Origin of the sequence: Xylanibacter oryzae DSM 17970 (genome assembly GCF_000585355.1) — a bacterium.
Lineage (GTDB): Bacteria > Bacteroidota > Bacteroidia > Bacteroidales > Bacteroidaceae > Prevotella > Prevotella oryzae.
The window spans coordinates 2,457,441-2,474,478 of the sequence record NZ_KK073873.1 but is presented as its reverse complement, the minus strand read 5'-3'; the positions used below and the strand labels follow the sequence as shown (position 1 = coordinate 2,474,478).

General features: G+C 37.5%; 16 protein-coding genes. 5 read left to right on the top strand and 11 right to left on the bottom strand.

Annotated features, from left to right (window positions below):
• The first annotated feature begins 18 nt into the window (after window positions 1-18).
• The 4 genes from XYLOR_RS10055 to XYLOR_RS10040 are packed head-to-tail and all read left to right on the top strand — an operon-like array spanning window position 19 to window position 4,931.
• Window positions 19-2,610, top strand: a complete 2,592-nt coding sequence (locus XYLOR_RS10055) for a calcium-translocating P-type ATPase, PMCA-type (protein ID WP_036879066.1) — start codon at window positions 19-21, stop codon at window positions 2,608-2,610.
• The gene (locus tag XYLOR_RS10050) at window positions 2,595-3,230 is read left to right on the top strand and encodes an HAD family hydrolase (RefSeq protein WP_036879063.1); all 636 of its coding nucleotides are present in this window, start codon (window positions 2,595-2,597) and stop codon (window positions 3,228-3,230) included. Before XYLOR_RS10055 ends, XYLOR_RS10050 begins: the two co-directional genes overlap by 16 nt.
• Window positions 3,223-4,167, top strand: coding sequence for a bifunctional riboflavin kinase/FAD synthetase (locus tag XYLOR_RS10045; RefSeq protein ID WP_036879060.1), 945 nt, complete (start codon window positions 3,223-3,225; stop codon window positions 4,165-4,167). Before XYLOR_RS10050 ends, XYLOR_RS10045 begins: the two co-directional genes overlap by 8 nt.
• The gene (locus XYLOR_RS10040) at window positions 4,164-4,931 is read left to right on the top strand and encodes a CPBP family intramembrane glutamic endopeptidase (protein ID WP_036879057.1); all 768 of its coding nucleotides are present in this window, start codon (window positions 4,164-4,166) and stop codon (window positions 4,929-4,931) included. Before XYLOR_RS10045 ends, XYLOR_RS10040 begins: the two co-directional genes overlap by 4 nt.
• Window positions 4,932-5,065: 134 nt before the next feature.
• Here XYLOR_RS10040 and XYLOR_RS10035 read toward each other — a convergent pair whose 3' ends face one another.
• From XYLOR_RS10035 to XYLOR_RS09995, 9 genes are all read right to left on the bottom strand, one after another.
• Window positions 5,066-5,551 carry a DUF4252 domain-containing protein gene (locus tag XYLOR_RS10035; protein WP_036879052.1) on the bottom strand — a complete coding sequence of 162 codons (486 nt, stop codon included), beginning with the start codon at window positions 5,549-5,551 and terminating at the stop codon, window positions 5,066-5,068.
• Entirely contained in the window at window positions 5,548-6,075 is a 528-nt protein-coding gene (locus XYLOR_RS10030) for a PG0215 family putative anti-sigma factor (protein ID WP_036879049.1), read from the bottom strand. Before XYLOR_RS10030 ends, XYLOR_RS10035 begins: the two co-directional genes overlap by 4 nt.
• Window positions 6,065-6,583 (bottom strand): GFO_1088 family ECF-type sigma factor, encoded by a 519-nt coding sequence (locus tag XYLOR_RS10025; RefSeq protein ID WP_036879047.1) that lies wholly within the window; start codon window positions 6,581-6,583, stop codon window positions 6,065-6,067. Before XYLOR_RS10025 ends, XYLOR_RS10030 begins: the two co-directional genes overlap by 11 nt.
• A gap of 59 nt (window positions 6,584-6,642) precedes the next feature.
• Window positions 6,643-7,413, bottom strand: coding sequence for an acetylglutamate kinase (gene argB, locus XYLOR_RS10020; protein WP_036879045.1), 771 nt, complete (start codon window positions 7,411-7,413; stop codon window positions 6,643-6,645).
• A 57-nt stretch (window positions 7,414-7,470) separates the two neighbouring features.
• Window positions 7,471-9,366: a biosynthetic arginine decarboxylase gene (gene speA / locus XYLOR_RS10015; protein WP_036879042.1), complete on the bottom strand. Its 1,896-nt coding sequence runs from the start codon at window positions 9,364-9,366 to the stop codon at window positions 7,471-7,473.
• 23 nt (window positions 9,367-9,389) lie between these two features.
• A complete protein-coding gene (locus tag XYLOR_RS10010; protein WP_036879039.1) occupies window positions 9,390-9,917 on the bottom strand; it encodes a shikimate kinase in 528 nt (175 codons plus the stop codon).
• 9 nt (window positions 9,918-9,926) lie between these two features.
• Window positions 9,927-12,242 (bottom strand): type I DNA topoisomerase, encoded by a 2,316-nt coding sequence (gene topA, locus XYLOR_RS10005; RefSeq protein ID WP_036879037.1) that lies wholly within the window; start codon window positions 12,240-12,242, stop codon window positions 9,927-9,929.
• A 94-nt stretch (window positions 12,243-12,336) separates the two neighbouring features.
• Window positions 12,337-12,855, bottom strand: a complete 519-nt coding sequence (locus XYLOR_RS10000; protein WP_036879035.1) for an NUDIX hydrolase — start codon at window positions 12,853-12,855, stop codon at window positions 12,337-12,339.
• A gap of 11 nt (window positions 12,856-12,866) precedes the next feature.
• A complete protein-coding gene (locus XYLOR_RS09995; protein ID WP_036879033.1) occupies window positions 12,867-14,297 on the bottom strand; it encodes a sialate O-acetylesterase in 1,431 nt (476 codons plus the stop codon).
• Between the two features lie 111 nt (window positions 14,298-14,408).
• On the opposite strand from XYLOR_RS09995, the gene XYLOR_RS09990 reads away from it, so the two are divergent.
• A complete protein-coding gene (locus XYLOR_RS09990) occupies window positions 14,409-15,233 on the top strand; it encodes an alpha/beta hydrolase (protein ID WP_036879031.1) in 825 nt (274 codons plus the stop codon).
• Between the two features lie 139 nt (window positions 15,234-15,372).
• On the opposite strand, the gene XYLOR_RS09985 is transcribed toward XYLOR_RS09990, so the two are convergent.
• A complete protein-coding gene (locus tag XYLOR_RS09985) occupies window positions 15,373-16,533 on the bottom strand; it encodes a TlpA disulfide reductase family protein (RefSeq protein ID WP_036879029.1) in 1,161 nt (386 codons plus the stop codon).
• Window positions 16,534-16,540: 7 nt separating this feature from the next.
• A complete protein-coding gene (crcB, locus tag XYLOR_RS09980) occupies window positions 16,541-16,918 on the bottom strand; it encodes a fluoride efflux transporter CrcB (RefSeq protein ID WP_154655715.1) in 378 nt (125 codons plus the stop codon).
• Between the last annotated feature and the right edge of the window lie 120 nt (window positions 16,919-17,038).

Sequence of the window (17,038 nt, the reverse complement as noted above, 5' to 3'; positions counted from 1 at the left end):
ATAACTTTGCAGATAATTATGAGTAAAGAATACAACAAGAATTTTGTCAATTCCAAAGGTCTTGACTATCAACAGGTGAAGCAAAATAGGGCTGAATATGGCGAGAATGTATTGACTCCTCCCAAGAAAGCTTCGCTTTGGCTACTGTATATAGAAAAATACAAAGATCCGATAATAAAAATTCTTTTGGTTGCTGCTTTTATTTCATTGGTTCTTGCTTTTTTTGAGAAAGATTTCATAGAAACTATAGGTATATTTTTAGCTATATTTTTAGCTACTACTATTGGATTTTACTTTGAAAGGGATGCCGCCCGCAAGTTTGATGTGCTAACTGCTCTGGGCGAAGAACAGCCGGTAAAGGTAATGCGTAATGGTAAAGTACTACTTATTCCTAGAAAAGAAGTAGTAGTAGGGGATCTCGTTCTTATAGAGGCTGGTGATGAGATACCGGCAGATGGCGAACTCATAGAATCAACAGATCTACAGATAGATGAGTCATCGCTTACCGGTGAACCGATGATAAATAAACACGCCGACAAAGAACAAAATGAAGTAGAAGCGACTTATCCTTCAAGTAAAGTGCTTCGTAGTTCTATGGTTATGAATGGAGGTGGTACTGCTATAGTTACCGCTGTAGGTGATAAGACCGAAATCGGGAAAGTGGCACATAGTTCTATGGAAGAAACTGAAGTGAGAACCCCCCTTGATATGCAATTGGAGCGTTTGGCTAAAATGATTAATAAGATAGGCTTTTCTATATCTATAGCTGCATTCCTTATATTCCTTATTCATGATGTGCTTACAAATGATGTATGGCATGGCACTGAATATTTTAAGATGGCCGAAATAGTGCTCAATTATTTTATGATGTCTGTCACTCTTATTGTGATGGCTGTGCCTGAAGGATTGCCAATGGCAGTAACATTAAGTTTAGCACTTAATATGCGTCGTATGCTCAAAAGCAACAATCTAGTAAGAAAATTGCATGCTTGTGAAACAATGGGAGCTGTAACAGTTATCTGCACGGATAAGACCGGAACGCTTACACAAAACCGTATGCAGGTGGCTGATATGCTTATAGCCGAAGGAGATGATGGCATGTTTGCAAATGCTATTGCTCTTAATACCACTGCATATCTGGATGATGAAGATAATGGTATAGGTAATCCAACAGAGATAGCATTACTGCTATGGCTTAAAAGTAAAGGTTTTGACTACAAAGACATACGTGATGATGTCAAAATAGAAAACCGTATTCCATTTTCTACCGAACGGAAATATATGGCAACAGTTGTTGTTATGGATGGCAAACGCTGGCTCTTTGTTAAGGGCGCTCCTGAAGTTGTAATCGGGCATTGTGATATTACTCCAGAAATACGTGCGCATATAAATGAGGCTTTGATTGGTTATCAGCGTAAAGCTATGAGGACTTTGGCTTTTGCATGTAAACAATTGGCAGACAATACAGAAATAGTATCTATTGTAGGCAATCTTAATTATCAGGGAATTGTAGCTATTAGTGATCCATTACGCTATGATGTGCCTGATGCTGTAAGCGAATGTTGTTCTGCTGGAATTCAAGTTAAGATAGTTACAGGTGATACCTCTGCTACTGCTATTGAGATAGCACGCCAGATAGGTATATGGAATAAGGATACGCCAGCTAGTGCTCAGATTACAGGTGCTGATTTTGCTGCTATGAACGATGAGGAAGCCTACAGGTGTGTACATGGACTTCTTTTGATGAGTAGGGCCAGACCTACAGATAAACAAAGACTTGTACAGTTGCTTCAGAAAAGTGGTGAAGTTGTAGCTGTAACAGGTGACGGCACTAATGATGCACCTGCGCTTAATTATGCACATGTCGGATTGTCATTAGGTTCAGGTACTAGTGTCGCGAAGAATGCAAGTGATATAACTCTAATGGATGATTCTTTCCACAGTATAGTAAAGGCTGTAATGTGGGGACGCTCATTATACAAAAATATTCAAAGGTTCCTGTTTTTTCAGTTGGTGGTGAATGTTACTGCTTTGCTATTAGTTCTTGGAGGTTCTATAATAGGTACAGAACTTCCCTTAACGGTAACGCAAATTCTTTGGGTTAACCTAATAATGGATACTTTCGCAGCAATGGCTTTGTCCTCACTTCCTCCTTCGCGTGAGGTTATGAAAGAAAAACCAAGAAAGCAGGGCGATTTTATATTATCTCATGGCATGCTTAAAGGCATATTTTTTATAGGTCTTTCTTTTTTCATTATAATGTTTGTAATGTTGATATACTTTGAAAGATTCGCAGGCGTTTCAATCTATGAACTAACTATATTCTTTACAGTTTTTGTTATGTTGCAGTGCTGGAATCTTCTGAATGTAAAATGTATTGGGTCAAACCATTCTGCTTTTCATCATTTCTTCCGTGACAGGGGATTACTTGCTGTATTGGCTATGATAGTTGCCGGACAATGGTTTATAGTACAGTTTGGTGGTAAAATGTTCCGTACGACACCATTGCATGCCCAAGAATGGTTTTGGATAATATTAGGTACATCTCCTGTTCTAATGATAGGGGAGATATGGCGTTTTATAAAGAGAATCATATGCAGAAGAAATTAAAAAATATAGTATTTGATTTGGGAGGAGTGTTAGTAGGCCTTGACAAACAGAGGTGTGTCGATGCTTTCTACAAGTCAGGACTTGATGATATTGCATATTATGTGGATGAGTTCAGAACGGAAGATATGTTTCATGAATTGGAAATAGGCAACATTGATACACATGAATTTTGCAATGAGGTTAGAAAAATTACCAAAAGGGATATTGGAGATGATATTATATGTTGGGCATGGAACCAGCTCCTGACAGATATCAAACAAAATAAAATAAAAAAAATGATTGAACTTAGTGAACATTATAGATTATTTCTTTTAAGCAATACAAATCCTATACATTGGAAAAAATGTTTAGAGGATTTATTTCCTTATGATGGATATGGGGTATGTGATTATTTCGAACATACATTCCTTTCTTATCAAATGCATGTCGTTAAACCTTGTGATGAAATATTTGAGGTGATGATGGAACGTGGTGGAATGAATCCGGAAGAAACTTTGTTTCTTGATGATTCAAAAGCAAACTGTGATGCTGCAGCCCAGCTTAAAATTAAAACATATAATGTAGTTGCTAACAGTGATTGGACTGCATATATAGATAAAATACTAGATAGGTATGAATAAGATTTTTTTAGGAGAGGAAACAAAATTAAAACCTTGTGTTGCTACTGTTGGATTCTTTGATGGAGTTCATAAGGGACATCAGTTTCTTATTAAAAATATAATAGATGAGGCTAAACGCAATAATATTGAATCTACTATAATTACATTCGATAAGCATCCAAGAGAAGTGTTGCATAGTGATTATCAGCCTAATATGTTGAGTACATATGATGAGAAATTAGTAATGCTTTCTCTAACAGGTATTGATAATTGTGTGACTATCCCATTTGACTTGGAGATGGCTAATCTTTCAGCTCGCGATTTTATGGGGGAAATATTACGCGACCGTTTAAATGTAAAGACCTTTATCATAGGATACGACAATCGTTTCGGCCATTATAATGATAATGAAGGATTTGATGACTATGTAAATTACGGTAAAGAACTTTGTATAAATGTAATAAAGGCACAGCCATATATAATGCATGGGGTGAGTGTAAGTTCATCAGTTATACGAACATTTGTATCTGAAGGAGAAGTCGAGATGGCGGCTCAATGCCTTGGTCGTCCATATAATATTTTTGGGCGTGTAACAAGTGGTTTTGGAGAAGGGCATAAATTGGGGTTTCCTACGGCCAATATTGATACTATGGGTATAAGTAAAATCATACCTGCCGGAGGAGTGTATGCTGTAAAGATAAGGATAGAAGGTAGTATTGAGATGAAACATGCCATGATGAATATCGGTACGCGTCCGACATTCAATGGTGATAAAACAACATTGGAGGTTAATATATTTAATTTTGATGAGGATATATATGGTAAGAAGGTTTCAGTGTCATTCTTTCATCGCTTAAGGTCTGAAAAGAAATTCAATAATATAGACGAACTGGTAAAACAGTTAAAAGAGGATGAAATATCAGTTAAAGAACAATTTAAAAAAGATATAGAAGGATGAAAAAAGCGATAATTTATTTAGTGACTTTCGTTGCATTGCAATTATTTGTTGCTTTGCTTGTCAAACTTGGGTTTATGCTTTTCGGTAATTCGAAGGCAGCTATGGATACAACCACCCTTATTATTACTCAGGCATCGGTAAGTGTATTAACTATCGTAGTGTTTTTGTGGACAAAATGGGGTGTCGTTTCAAGAGATTATCTTCTTAGTAAGCCATACTTCACACTCTTCTGGTGTGTATTGGCCTCTTTAGGTGCAATAATACCTTCTACATGGATTCAAGAGCAAATGCCTGCATTGCCTAATATCTTAGAACAGCAGTTTGACATGATTCTGAAAGACCGTATGGGGTATTTAGTAATAGGATTGCTGGCACCTTTCGCCGAGGAACTCGTATTTCGTGGTGCTATACTGAAGGCACTCTTAGGCTGGTCAAAGAACCACTGGTATGCAATTGCAATTTCAGCATTAGTGTTTGCTTTGGTTCATGGTAATCCTGCCCAGATGCCACATGCATTTGTAATAGGACTGCTGCTTGGATGGATGTATTATCGTACAGATAGCATAGTACCAAGTGTGGCATTCCATTGGGTTAATAATACAGTCGCTTATATACTGTATAATATAATGCCAAATCCTAATGCCAAATTGATAGAGGTATTTAATGGTAACAGTAAGACTGTGTTGCTTAGTATTGTGTTCTCATTGTTTATATTGGTACCTTCAATATATCAGTTGAATATGAGATTGAAAAAGGCAAAATAACCTCATTATATAGCAATAATTAAGGGCCGCAATTCATATATGAGTTGCGACCCTTTTTCTACGTTAGTATGTTATGAAAAATTTGAGAGATTAGAAACTTCACAGTTTCATTTTTGTTTTAACTAAACATGATTTTATAGAGAAAGCATAGAAATATATCTTTTGAATTCATCGTCAATTTTGCCCGTGAGGTTTATAAGTATGAACTTCTTTGCCTTTACATTGGCATGCAATAGAATAAGTTCCACTGTCTGTCCTTTTACTTTTCTTACAAAGAAAGAACCATATGAATGACTATTACGATAGTTCCCGTCGTTCTTGAAACGACTTGAGTTTTTCTTTAGCAATTCATCAGCTATTTGAAAATATCCTTCACCATGTTGACTTGTCGTTATAATTCGCGCACTCTTTAATTTCTTTATAAGAGGTTTTAAATCCTCTTTGTGGTGCGTGCCACTTTTAAGCATCTGGGCCATCATCTTAGGACTCACTGTTATACAGTGTACCGCGGTGTCTCCCTTACAAATCTGCATATATTTAGATGCAAAATCCTGATTGCCTGTTGCAGTAGCGAAAATTGTTACACAAGTTAGTAACAGTAAACAAAGAGCGCGTTTCATTCTGTTCTTGTAGTATCGTTATTAATAACAGAACTAACTGAATTTACCGAATCACTTTTTTGAGCTTGGTTAATACCTTCAGATACTAACTCAAGAGCATTTTGCACTTTACTATAAGCCTCCGAAGGGTCTGAATAAGTGTCTTTGTAGCTAGAGTAATTTATATCGTCAGATTTATCTTTATTACTCTTAAATGAAAACTGTGCGGCATTGCCCAACGTCAGAATTATAGCAACTATAGCAGCAGCTCTGAAAAGCGGCATTAGTCTACGTCTGATAGTTATAGTACGTGCCTTAACAGGTATCGGCTCATCAATTATAGATAATATCTTTGAATCAAAGTCTTCTCCCAGCACAGTCTCCTTCTTATCGTTCTGTTCGTATGTGAATAGAACTTTATATTTATGGAGATTAGCTGGAACGTCTTCCTGACTGAAGAAAGCTTTTAGGATTTCTTCTTCCGCTAGTGTTGTCTCACAAGCGAAGTAGCGTTCCACTAACTGTTCGATATACTTATAATCCATAGTTTTCTGTTTCTATATATTTTTGTTTGATTGCTTGGCGTGCTCTGAATATGTTTACTTTAACCTGTTCTTCACTTATTCCAAGTATTTCTGCAATTTCTTTATAACTTTTGTCCTCAAAATCCCTGAGTTGCATTACACTTTTTTGTTTTTCTGGCAGATCGTTTATTAAATCTCTTACTAATTTTACTCTGTCACGTTGTTCTGCCCGCTCTTCTGGGTTTGAGGCGTATGAGTCGTCTGGTGAATCTCCCCCGGTATCTTCGAGTGAAGAATTCTTATTATCCATCCTCTTGTTCTTGTCAAGGGCAAGATTTCGACATATTGTGAGACAGAATGCTTCTATCGAATCTATGGTGTCCCAACTGTCGCGTTTATTCCAGACTTTTATCATTGTCTCCTGTACAATGTCTTCAGCTTCCGCATTATTAAGAGTAATACGGAGAGCAAGCCTATAAAGTTCATCTTTTAAAGGCAATACATCGTTCCGAAAACTGATATTTTTCATCCTCTCTAAGTATATGACGATTGTAAAAAGAAAAAGTTACAATAATATGGAAAAATATTTCATTCAATTATTGTTCCATGATTTCCGTCTATTGCTGTTGCAAGTGTTATATTGACTTTTTTAACTCCTGAATCAATTGCAGCAAAGGCATTTTCAAGCTTGGGTATCATTCCTCCGGCAACAGTTCCGTCGCTTACATATGTTTTGAAATCACTTCGTGTTATTTTTGATATGATGCTTTCATCATCATCAGGATTTCTCAAAACACCTTTTTTTTCAAAACTGTAAATAAGAGTGACATCATAATACTTTGCTAGAGCTTTTGCTGTTTCGCTGGCTATTGTGTCTGCGTTTGTGTTAAGTATATTGCCTTTACCATCGTGTGTTAGTGGTGCCATAACAGGTGTTATACCTGCTTCAATTAGTGAGCGCAAGGCTGCACCGTCTACACTGTCAACATCACCTACAAAACCGTAGTCTACTTCCTTTACAGGGCGTTTATGAGAGTGTATGACATTCATATCTGCTCCTGTAAGCCCTATTGCGTTTACTCCCTCTGCTTGTAATTTAGCTATCAGGTTTTTATTGACAAGTCCCCCGTATACCATTGTTACTACTTCAAGCATAGCCGAGTCTGTTATTCTGCGCCCATTAACCATCTTGCTTTCTATACCAAGGCTGGATGCAATCTTTGTAGCGCGTCTTCCTCCTCCATGTACTAGTACTTTTTTTCCATTGATTGCGCTGAAGTCTTTAAGAAGTTGATCTAATTGGTCATTGTTTTCAACAACAGCACCGCCAACTTTCACTATTGTTAGTTTTTCTGCCATGATGTTTAGTTTTAAACAAAAGGACGGTTATCAATAGATACCGTCCCTTTGTGTGTTTTATTGTTCTAAATAAGTATATCCGTATAGTCCGGAACGGTAATTACTTAAGAATTCCTTTCCCTCTTCTAGCGATATTTTACCTTGTTTTACGCTTTTCGTAACCCATATTTCTAATTGTCTAACCAATTTCTTAGGGTCGTATTGTACGTAATCAAGTACTTCTGCAACAGTTTCTCCATCAATAACCTGATCAATACTATATCCACCGTCCTTGACACTTATATGTACTGCTGTGGTGTCGCCAAACAAGTTGTGCATATCTCCAAGTATTTCTTGATAGGCACCAACCAAAAAGACTCCTAAATAATATGGTTCATTTTTGCGTAGTGAATGTATAGGCAGGATATGTGATATATTACGGTTAGTAACAAAATTTGTTATTTTGCCATCGCTGTCACAAGTGATATCCTGTAATGTGGCACTACGGTTGGGGCGTTCATCAAGACGCTGTATTGGCATTATAGGGAATAACTGGTCAATAGCCCACGAATCGGGTAGGGACTGGAACAATGAGAAGTTGCAAAAATATTTATCAGCCAGAAGCTTATCCATATTTGCAAGTTCCTCGGGTGAGTGCTTCATTTGTTTAGCAAGTGAGTTAATCTCACGGCATACACTCCAGTACATCCTTTCTATTTCTGCACGAGTCTTAAGGTCTACAATACCATGACTGAACAAGTCAAGTGCTTCTTCACGTATTTGTTCTGCGTCATGGAAATCTTCCATCATTGTTCGTGGGTTAAGATTATCCCATATTTCGTACAGATCCTTAACCAGTTGATGACTATTTTCATCTGGCTCATATTCTTCATCCATCTCAGGCAATGATGCTGTTTCCAGAACATCTATTATTAGCACGGAGTGATGTGCGGCAAGAGATCTTCCGCTCTCTGTGATAATGTTAGGGTGTGGTATATCATTATGATCGGATGCTTCTACAAAAGTATAAATACAGTCGTTTACATATTCTTGAATAGAGTAGTTTACAGAGCTCTCACTGCTTGATGATCTGGTTCCGTCGTAATCTACGCCAAGTCCGCCTCCGCAATCCACGAAATCAACGTTACAACCCATTTTATGTAGTTGGATATAGAATTGTGAAGCTTCTCTCAAAGCTGTCTGTATGCGGCGTATCTTTGTTATCTGACTACCAATATGGAAATGTATAAGTCGCAGGCAATCTTTCATGCCTTTATTCTCAAGAATATCAAGAGCCTCTAGCAGTTCACTGCTTGTAAGTCCGAATTTGCTAGCGTCTCCTCCGCTCTCTTCCCATTTTCCGCTACCGGCAGATGCCAGTTTAATGCGTATTCCGAGGTTTGGTCTCACGTTAAGCTTTTTAGCCTCGCGTGCAATTATTTCAAGTTCATTAAGTTTCTCTACTACAATAAAAATTCTTTTACCCATTTTTTGAGCAAGAAGAGCGAGCTCAATATAACTCTGGTCTTTATAACCATTACATATAATAAGGGCGTCGCTTTGACATTGCACTGCAATTACAGCATGCAATTCAGGTTTTGAACCAGCCTCCAGTCCTAGGTTAAATTTACGACCGTGCGTTATTATCTCCTCAACTACAGGTTGCATTTGATTAACCTTGATGGGATAGATTATAAAATTTTCACCCTTATAATGATATTCCTCCGCTGCTCTTTTAAAGCAACTACTAGTTCTCTCGATACGATTATCAAGAATGTCAGGAAAACGCAGAAGAACAGGAGCTGTGACATCACGCAGAGACAGATCATCCATTACATCGCGCAAGTCTATCTGTGCATTATCCTTGCACGGTGAAACATAGACATCTCCCTTTTCGTTGATGCCAAAATAAGAAGTACCCCAACCGTTTATGTTGTAGAGCTCTTTCGAATCTTCAATGGTCCATTTTTTCATTAATCGAAATTAGTTGCTTATTCTTAAATATTAATTAGTTTACGTATTCTTTCTACCGAGATTTTAATCTTTTCGTAGTTGTCAAGCAAGTTTACATCAAGTGTGTACTTTGCCTTGTTATAAAAAGGTTCTCTTTTTGTCAACTGCTCATTTATAAATGTTTGCATTTCCTCGGCAGACTTATTCTTTAGTAGAGGACGCTCGGTCTTTCCCATCTTTAGATGTCCATAAAGCACTTCTGTTGTTGCTTTTAGAAATATTGTATCCCCCTGTCTATTCATATATTCCATATTGTCAAAGAAACAAGGTGTACCTCCACCACAACTGATTATTACATCTTCGAATTCAGCAACTTCATGTAGCATGTTATGTTCAATCATCCTGAAGCCTTCTTCGCCTTTTTCGGCAAAGATCTGACTTACCGTTTTATGCATTCTGTTTTCTATGTACCAGTCCAGATCATAGAAAGTAATGTTCATGTCTTGCGCAAGAGCTTTTCCTACAGTAGTTTTCCCGGACCCCATATATCCGACAATAATGATTCTAACCATTTAGGTATATTATTTCTTCTTAACAGGAGTGTTTTTAATAATTTCCATACATTCGTCAATAGTGAGTTCTGCAGCCTTGTCGTGCAAATTTTTTGGAAGGCGATAATTCTTTCCTGCATATGCAATATATGGTCCGTATCTTCCGTTCATTACTTCAAGTTTAGGATCTTCATCAAAAGACTTAATGTGCCTTTTCTTATCAGCCTCTCTTCTTTCTTCGATCAGAGAAATTGCGGTCTCCAGACCTACTGTCATAGGGTCCTCTGTCTTAGGCAGAGAAACATATTTTTTATTATGTAAGATATAAGGGCCGAAACGTCCGGCTCCTATTATGACATCAGAACCTTCAAATTCACCTACTGTACGAGGTAATTTAAATAGCTCTAGAGCTTCTTCCAATGTAATTGTCTCCATGCTTTTGTCAGAAGGCAATTGTGCAAACTTTGGTTTCTCTTCATCTTCTGCAGTGCCTATTTGTACTACAGGTCCAAACTTACCGATTTTTACGAATACAGGTTTGTTGCTTTTAGGATCAATACCCAGTTCACGTTCACCAACTTTATGTTCTGAACGAATATTCATGGTCTTATCTACTACCGGCTCAAACTTTTTATCAAACTCTTTGATCATTTTCCCCCATCCGGCTTTCCCTTCTGCTATCTTATCGAATTTGCCTTCCACATTAGCTGTGAAGTTGTAATCCATTATTTCAGGGAAATACTGTAATAAGAAATCATTTACAACAATACCAATATCTGTAGGCAGAAGCTTTCCTTTTTCACTTCCGGCTATTTCAGTATTTTCTTTTTGTGTTATTTTAAGACCCTTAAGCAAGTATATACTATATTTTCGCTCTTCGCCTTTCTTATCTCCTTTTTGCACATATTCACGCTGCTGTATAGTGCTGATTGTCGGTGCGTATGTAGAAGGACGACCAATACCAAGTTCTTCAAGTTTATGCACAAGGCTAGCCTCTGTATATCTTGAAGGTCCCTGACTGAAACGCTCTATTGCTGATATTTCCCTGCGTTGTAGTTCATCACCCTTCTTCATTATAGGCAGTTGATGTGAAAATTCGTCTTGGTTAGTATCATCATCATCCAAAGATTCTCTATATACTTTAAGGAAACCGTCGAAAGTTATAACTTCGCCATTCGACATGAACTGTTCATTAGCTTCACTTATCTTGATGTTTACAATAGTCTTTTCTATTTGTGCATCAGACATCTGACTAGCTGCAGTACGTTTCCATATCAGTTCATAAAGACGCTTTTCTTGTGATGTTCCTTCTATCGTAGCATCGCTCATATAGGTAGGACGAATTGCCTCATGGGCTTCTTGTGCTCCTTTAGAATGGGTTTGATATTGACGAGGATTGCTATATCCTTTACCCCATAACTTATTTATTTCTTCTTTACATGCATTTATACAAAGTGAAGACAGATTGACAGAGTCGGTACGCATATATGTAATTCGTCCGTTTTCGTATAAGTGCTGTGCAACCATCATCGTTTGAGAAACAGTAAACCCTAGTTTGCGTGCTGCTTCTTGTTGCATGGTACTAGTAGTAAATGGAGGTGCAGGAGTTCGCTTAAGAGGTTTCTTGCTTATGCACAGAACCGTGAACTTAGAGATCTTGCATTTTTCAAGAAATGTCTCAACTTCTTCTTGAGTATTGAATCTTTTATTTAGTTCTGATTTTACCTCTGTAGCAGAACCATCTTCAGCCATTATCGCGAATATTGCATTCAGTCGGTAGTATCTCTCTGTCTTGAATTCTTGTATTTCGCGTTCACGCTCAACGAGAAGTCTAACAGCGACACTCTGAACTCTACCTGCTGAAAGAGATGGTTTTACTTTACGCCAAAGTATAGGAGAAAGCTTGAAACCAACAAGTCTGTCAAGTATACGTCGTGCCTGTTGTGCATTAACCAAATTCATATCCAGATGTCTTGGGTTCTTTATTGCCTCAAGAATAGCAGGCTTAGTAATTTCATGGAAAACAATACGATTAGTCTTAGCTTCATCTAGTCCAAGCACTTCACATAAATGCCAGGATATAGCCTCTCCCTCGCGGTCCTCATCGGATGCTAACCAGATCTTTTCGGCCTTTTTGGCATTACTCTTAAGTTCCTTAACTACTTTTTCCTTCTCTTCAGGAATTTCGTAATCAGGTTCCATAGAGTCAAGATCAATGCTGAGCTCTTTTTTCTTAAGGTCTCTGATATGTCCGTAACTGGACATTACTTTATAATCTTCACCTAAGAATTTTTCGATAGTTTTGGCCTTCGCGGGCGACTCGACAATAACAAGATTTTTTTGCATAATCTAATACGTACTTTTATTTTGGGCGCAAAAGTAAGCAAAACTTTTACTTATACCTTATTAATATGGTATTTTTTCTATTTTTTTAAGTTATTTAGTCTTGTTTGATATATTTAAGTAGTCCGGCACGTATTGATCTGAGTCCGAATTGTTCTGTATGAATGTCTTTTATTGCTATCCATTGATATTCGGCTGCATCATCCATTGCTTTAATTTCAGAGACATCATTCACCTGACATTCAAAAAACATGTCAAGGGTATGTATCTCTATCCCGGAATAAAGATATATGTTCGGTATACTGAAAATATATTTAGCTTGAGCCACAATAAGTCCTGTTTCTTCTTTGACCTCTCTAATGATGCCTTCTTCTCCTGTCTCATGCATATCAACAAAGCCTCCGGGAAGATCTAACGTACCTTTTGCGGGTTCTTTGCCACGCCTTACAACGAGAAGTTCTTTCTTGTCGTTAAATATTAATGCTACTGTGGCAGAACTGGGATTCATATAATATGAGAATCCGCAGTTGCTACACAATTTGCTTTTTTCGTTTTTTATTTCGAAATGAGAACTGCCACATATTGGGCAGTATTTAAATTTTTCTAATGGATGCATTTAATCAATTTTTACCAATTGTCTGTACGGAAAGGGAATAATGGCAAGCCACCCATATTGGATAAATTGCCAATCTCAAAGTTCCTGAAACAATAACGTACAGCTACTGGCTTTTTTACTTCCGGACATGTTATTATCAATCCCTTAGTCCAGAGATAGTAAGTGTTTGCTTTGTGGAATACCTTGTCTGTTCCAGCCAATTCAAATCCTTTAATATCTTCGTAACGGCTTACTCCTCCAGCCAGATTCTCCAACTGTACGTAAACTGTGTCATTGCTTATCTTCATGCTTTTGTAAGTAGGTGCATCAGTTATCAGTTGTTTCATTCCATATTGTTTGTTTAGAGCCAAAAAACCAAGACGCTCTCCGACTTTCTTTTTTTGACATGGATGAATCTGCTGAGTCTCATAAGGATATACAGCATCATTAGTACCTACTATAGCACTATTGGATATTATGCCGGCAGCCTTTAATTGTTGCTCGCGCAATCTAGCACCTTGATCACCGTTTACATTGTTTTCATAATAATAAGGGGCAATCTGTACAAAATAGAATGGAATTTCACCTAGTCCGAAACTTTCACGCCACTGTTTTACTAACAATGCAAGACGCTGTGAGTATTGATCACCGGGATCACCTACGTTAGAGCAACCTTGGTAGAACAGTATACCCTTAACGGTATAGTTTAGAATCGGATTAAATGTACCGTTACCCCAGAGCAGAGGGTATAGATAATCTCCTTGGAAATTAGCCTTTATATGGTTTATGTTAAGATCTTCTTTAGTGTATTTCTTCAGATTTTCACGGTTTAACCAACTTTCCACGCGCGTACCGCCTTTATTAGCTTCTACCAATCCAATAGGGATGTTGAGTGTACGACTAACTAGTCTTGCGAAAAAATAACCTGTGGCACTGGCATCACCTACAGTATTGCTGTCGCAAATTTTCCATTCGCATTTGGCATCATCAAGAGGCGTTTCGCTCATCACACTAGGAATCTTTACAAAATGCACTCCTTTTGAGTTTGCTGCATCTAGCACGACGCTATTATAATCTTCAAGTGGACAATTAAAGAATCCCTTTACCGGCATTTCCATATTACTTTGTCCGGCACATACCCATACCTCGCCAGACAAGACATTATTAACTACAGTCTTCTCGCCATCATCGAAAGTAATAGAGTAGGGCGTAAATCCTGCTGCGGGAGTTTTTACCTTAACTAACCATTTACCGTCTTTGCCGGTAGTGGTATTATAAGTATCGTTAGACCAAGATACAGAAACATTTACAATTTTATCAGGCTCATCGGTACCCCATAGTCGGGCATCGCTATTTTGCTGTAAAATCATGTTATCACTAATTAGATGAGGTAAGGTTACCTTTGCTTGAGCACTTAAGGCAATTGCGGCAAAAGCTGAAATAATTAAAAACTGTTTATGCATAATATCTTTGATTAATAACGACTGCAATATTACAAAAAAATACCTATCTTTGCAACTGATTATCAAAATATTTACATAAAAAGTTATCAAATTATACTATTAATAAAAACAATGAAACAAATTAAATCATTATTGCTATTAGCTTTAGTTGCAGTTTCAATGTCGGCTACAGCTCAGAAACCTTTAGACATGAATCTTTGGCAGGGAGGAGCTCCCAATAATAATGGAGATGTAAACGATACAGCAAAGGTTCGGGTATACCTTCCAAATCCTCAGAAAGCTACTGGCCGTGCTGTCGTAATTTGTCCTGGAGGCGCATATGCTCATCTTGCAATTGACCATGAAGGCTACGACTGGGCTCCTTTTTTCAATAAGATGGGTATAGCTGCAATAGTACTGAAATACCGTATGCCACGTGGAAACTATTTAGTGCCTATATCTGATGCGGAAGAAGCAATCAAACTTGTTCGCCGTAATGCAGTGGCGTGGCATATTGATCCAAATAATGTTGGTATAATGGGTTCTTCTGCCGGCGGTCATTTGGCTTCAACAATAGCAACTCATTCTGAAAAAGACGCATATCCTAACTTCCAGATACTTTTCTATCCTGTTATTACTATGCAACCCGGTTATACGCATCAGGGTTCGCACGATAATTTCTTCGGTAAAGACGTAAAGAAAAAACTGGAGGATGAATATAGCAATGATATGAAGGTAACAAGAAATACACCTAGAGCTTTCATTACTTTAAGCGATGATGATAATGCTGTACAACCGGCTAATGGCGTAAATTATTATTTCGAACTTTATCGTCACGATGTTCCTGCGTCTCTTCATGTTTATCCTTCAGGAGGTCATGGATGGGGATTCCGTGAAAACTTTATGTACCATATCGAAATGGAATTAGAACTTAAGGCTTGGTTGCAGAGCTTCTAGTGCTATTCGAATATAACATTAAACAGACTAATTTTCCTGTTAAAAATAATGTCCCAACCTGCTTTCAAGGTTGGAACATTATTTTTATTATCTGTCGATTAATTACGACTAAATAATTCTTTTTAAAGAATTCCGAACATTACAGCAATTTCTTTATTTCCTCGTCAAGATTCTTGATTTGAGAATCGCGTTTAACAAGAGAGTTGTTTTTGTCTATTAAGAAAAATGCAGGTAGGTTCTGTATGTTATAAGTAGTTAGATAACGTGAATCCATACCATCGGCATCTCTTACTGATATCCATGGCAGTTCGGCAGTATTAACTTTCCAGAAATGCTCGTCTTGATCAAGAGAAACTTGATAGATCTCAAATCCCTTATTATGATACTTATTATATATACTGCGCAGAGCCATTATCCTCTGTGTCGATTCTTTTGTTGCAAATACATGGAAATCCAACATGACCACTTTGCCTTTCAGATCTGTGAGATGACGCAAATGACCATTGTTGTCATATAGTGGGATATCAATAACACCTGATACAGTGACTTTGCTGGCGTCTATCTTCTGATTGTTTTGGGCTTCAACAATGCGTGTGTTCTTCATTCCCTCTATTGCTATGTTATGCAGATTTTTTCCTCTCATAGCTTTAGGGTAATAAGTATCCCAACTAGTTGCTACAGCAGCAAAAACCTTTATATCATCCTTGTTGTTGCGTGGATTGAAAATTAGCGAGTTGCCTAAAGTCTGGAATAAAGCATAATAAGCATATGCCTTATTTGGCTCCTTGAATATATAGTCATGTTTTACTTTGCTCTTATATGCTTCGACCAATTTCGCTATACTGTCTTGTGCAAGGCCTCCAAGTTGTGAGTTATTATTCAAAGCTGTAGCCTTGTTGGTTAGATCTATTTGCATAAGAGCCAGCTCTTTTATTTTAGAACAGTTGTAAGAGCCGCTTACTGTGTATTTTGTAGGCATAGTAGGATAAGAAGCCTTTACAGTTACAGTCTCTGTTGAGTCGATGGATAAATTTATGCATTGTCCTGCAATTCTCAGGCGGTAGAATTCAGGAGCATTTGTCTTATTTCCACTGAAAGAGAATGATCCATCCTCAGCCAATTTTACAGAATCAAGTACTACCGGACCGTTAAGTCCTACATTCTCGAAATATAGAGTAGAATCTTTAGCATCTGTGATATTACCCTCTATATGGAATTTCTGTCTACCACATGAAGATACTCCAATTGTAGTGACGACTATCACGCAAACGTAAAATAATTTTAAGATTGTCTTTTTCATATTATAGTTATATTTGTTTTATCAACTGACTGCCTAAAAATACAGCAAGAAGCCCAAGGAATACACTGCCACCGGCATAAAGAGCACCATAAAGAATATTGTCAGATCTGAAAAGTTGCAGACTCTCGTTCATAAATGTGCTGAAAGTAGTGAAACCACCGCAGAAACCTACCGTGAGCAGTAACCTGAGATTAGGATTAAGTAGCGAACCTCTGTCAAACAAACCATAGAAGATACCGATGAGCAAACATCCAAGAAGATTCACTACTAAAGTACCAATAGGGAACGAAGTAAGTATCGATCCCTGTATCACTTTAGACAGCAAGTAGCGTACTACTCCTCCGATACCGCTGCCGATAGCCACTATAATTATATTTTTCAACATCGCTGCAAAGTTATAAATTTTAATCGAGAATTGAGAAATAAAATCAAATGAAAGTCAACAGTGAAATGATAAATTGTTGGATAAGGCAGGAAAAAACATAAAAAAACCGAATTAAATATA

Bases quoted from the DNA above. Each gene is read 5' to 3' on its own strand.
- argB (WP_036879045.1), bottom strand. From the start codon at position 7,413: ATGGCAGAAAAACTAACAATAGTGAAAGTTGGCGGTGCTGTTGTTGAA.
- XYLOR_RS09990 (WP_036879031.1), top strand. From the start codon at position 14,409: ATGAAACAAATTAAATCATTATTGCTATTAGCTTTAGTTGCAGTTTCA.
- XYLOR_RS10055 (WP_036879066.1), top strand. From the start codon at position 19: ATGAGTAAAGAATACAACAAGAATTTTGTCAATTCCAAAGGTCTTGAC.
- XYLOR_RS10035 (WP_036879052.1), bottom strand. From the start codon at position 5,551: ATGAAACGCGCTCTTTGTTTACTGTTACTAACTTGTGTAACAATTTTC.
- XYLOR_RS09995 (WP_036879033.1), bottom strand. From the start codon at position 14,297: ATGCATAAACAGTTTTTAATTATTTCAGCTTTTGCCGCAATTGCCTTA.
- XYLOR_RS10010 (WP_036879039.1), bottom strand. From the start codon at position 9,917: ATGGTTAGAATCATTATTGTCGGATATATGGGGTCCGGGAAAACTACT.
- XYLOR_RS10045 (WP_036879060.1), top strand. From the start codon at position 3,223: ATGAATAAGATTTTTTTAGGAGAGGAAACAAAATTAAAACCTTGTGTT.
- XYLOR_RS10040 (WP_036879057.1), top strand. From the start codon at position 4,164: ATGAAAAAAGCGATAATTTATTTAGTGACTTTCGTTGCATTGCAATTA.
- crcB (WP_154655715.1), bottom strand. From the start codon at position 16,918: ATGTTGAAAAATATAATTATAGTGGCTATCGGCAGCGGTATCGGAGGA.
- XYLOR_RS10030 (WP_036879049.1), bottom strand. From the start codon at position 6,075: ATGGATTATAAGTATATCGAACAGTTAGTGGAACGCTACTTCGCTTGT.
- XYLOR_RS10000 (WP_036879035.1), bottom strand. From the start codon at position 12,855: ATGCATCCATTAGAAAAATTTAAATACTGCCCAATATGTGGCAGTTCT.
- XYLOR_RS09985 (WP_036879029.1), bottom strand. From the start codon at position 16,533: ATGAAAAAGACAATCTTAAAATTATTTTACGTTTGCGTGATAGTCGTC.
- XYLOR_RS10025 (WP_036879047.1), bottom strand. From the start codon at position 6,583: ATGAAAAATATCAGTTTTCGGAACGATGTATTGCCTTTAAAAGATGAA.
- XYLOR_RS10050 (WP_036879063.1), top strand. From the start codon at position 2,595: ATGCAGAAGAAATTAAAAAATATAGTATTTGATTTGGGAGGAGTGTTA.
- speA (WP_036879042.1), bottom strand. From the start codon at position 9,366: ATGAAAAAATGGACCATTGAAGATTCGAAAGAGCTCTACAACATAAAC.
- topA (WP_036879037.1), bottom strand. From the start codon at position 12,242: ATGCAAAAAAATCTTGTTATTGTCGAGTCGCCCGCGAAGGCCAAAACT.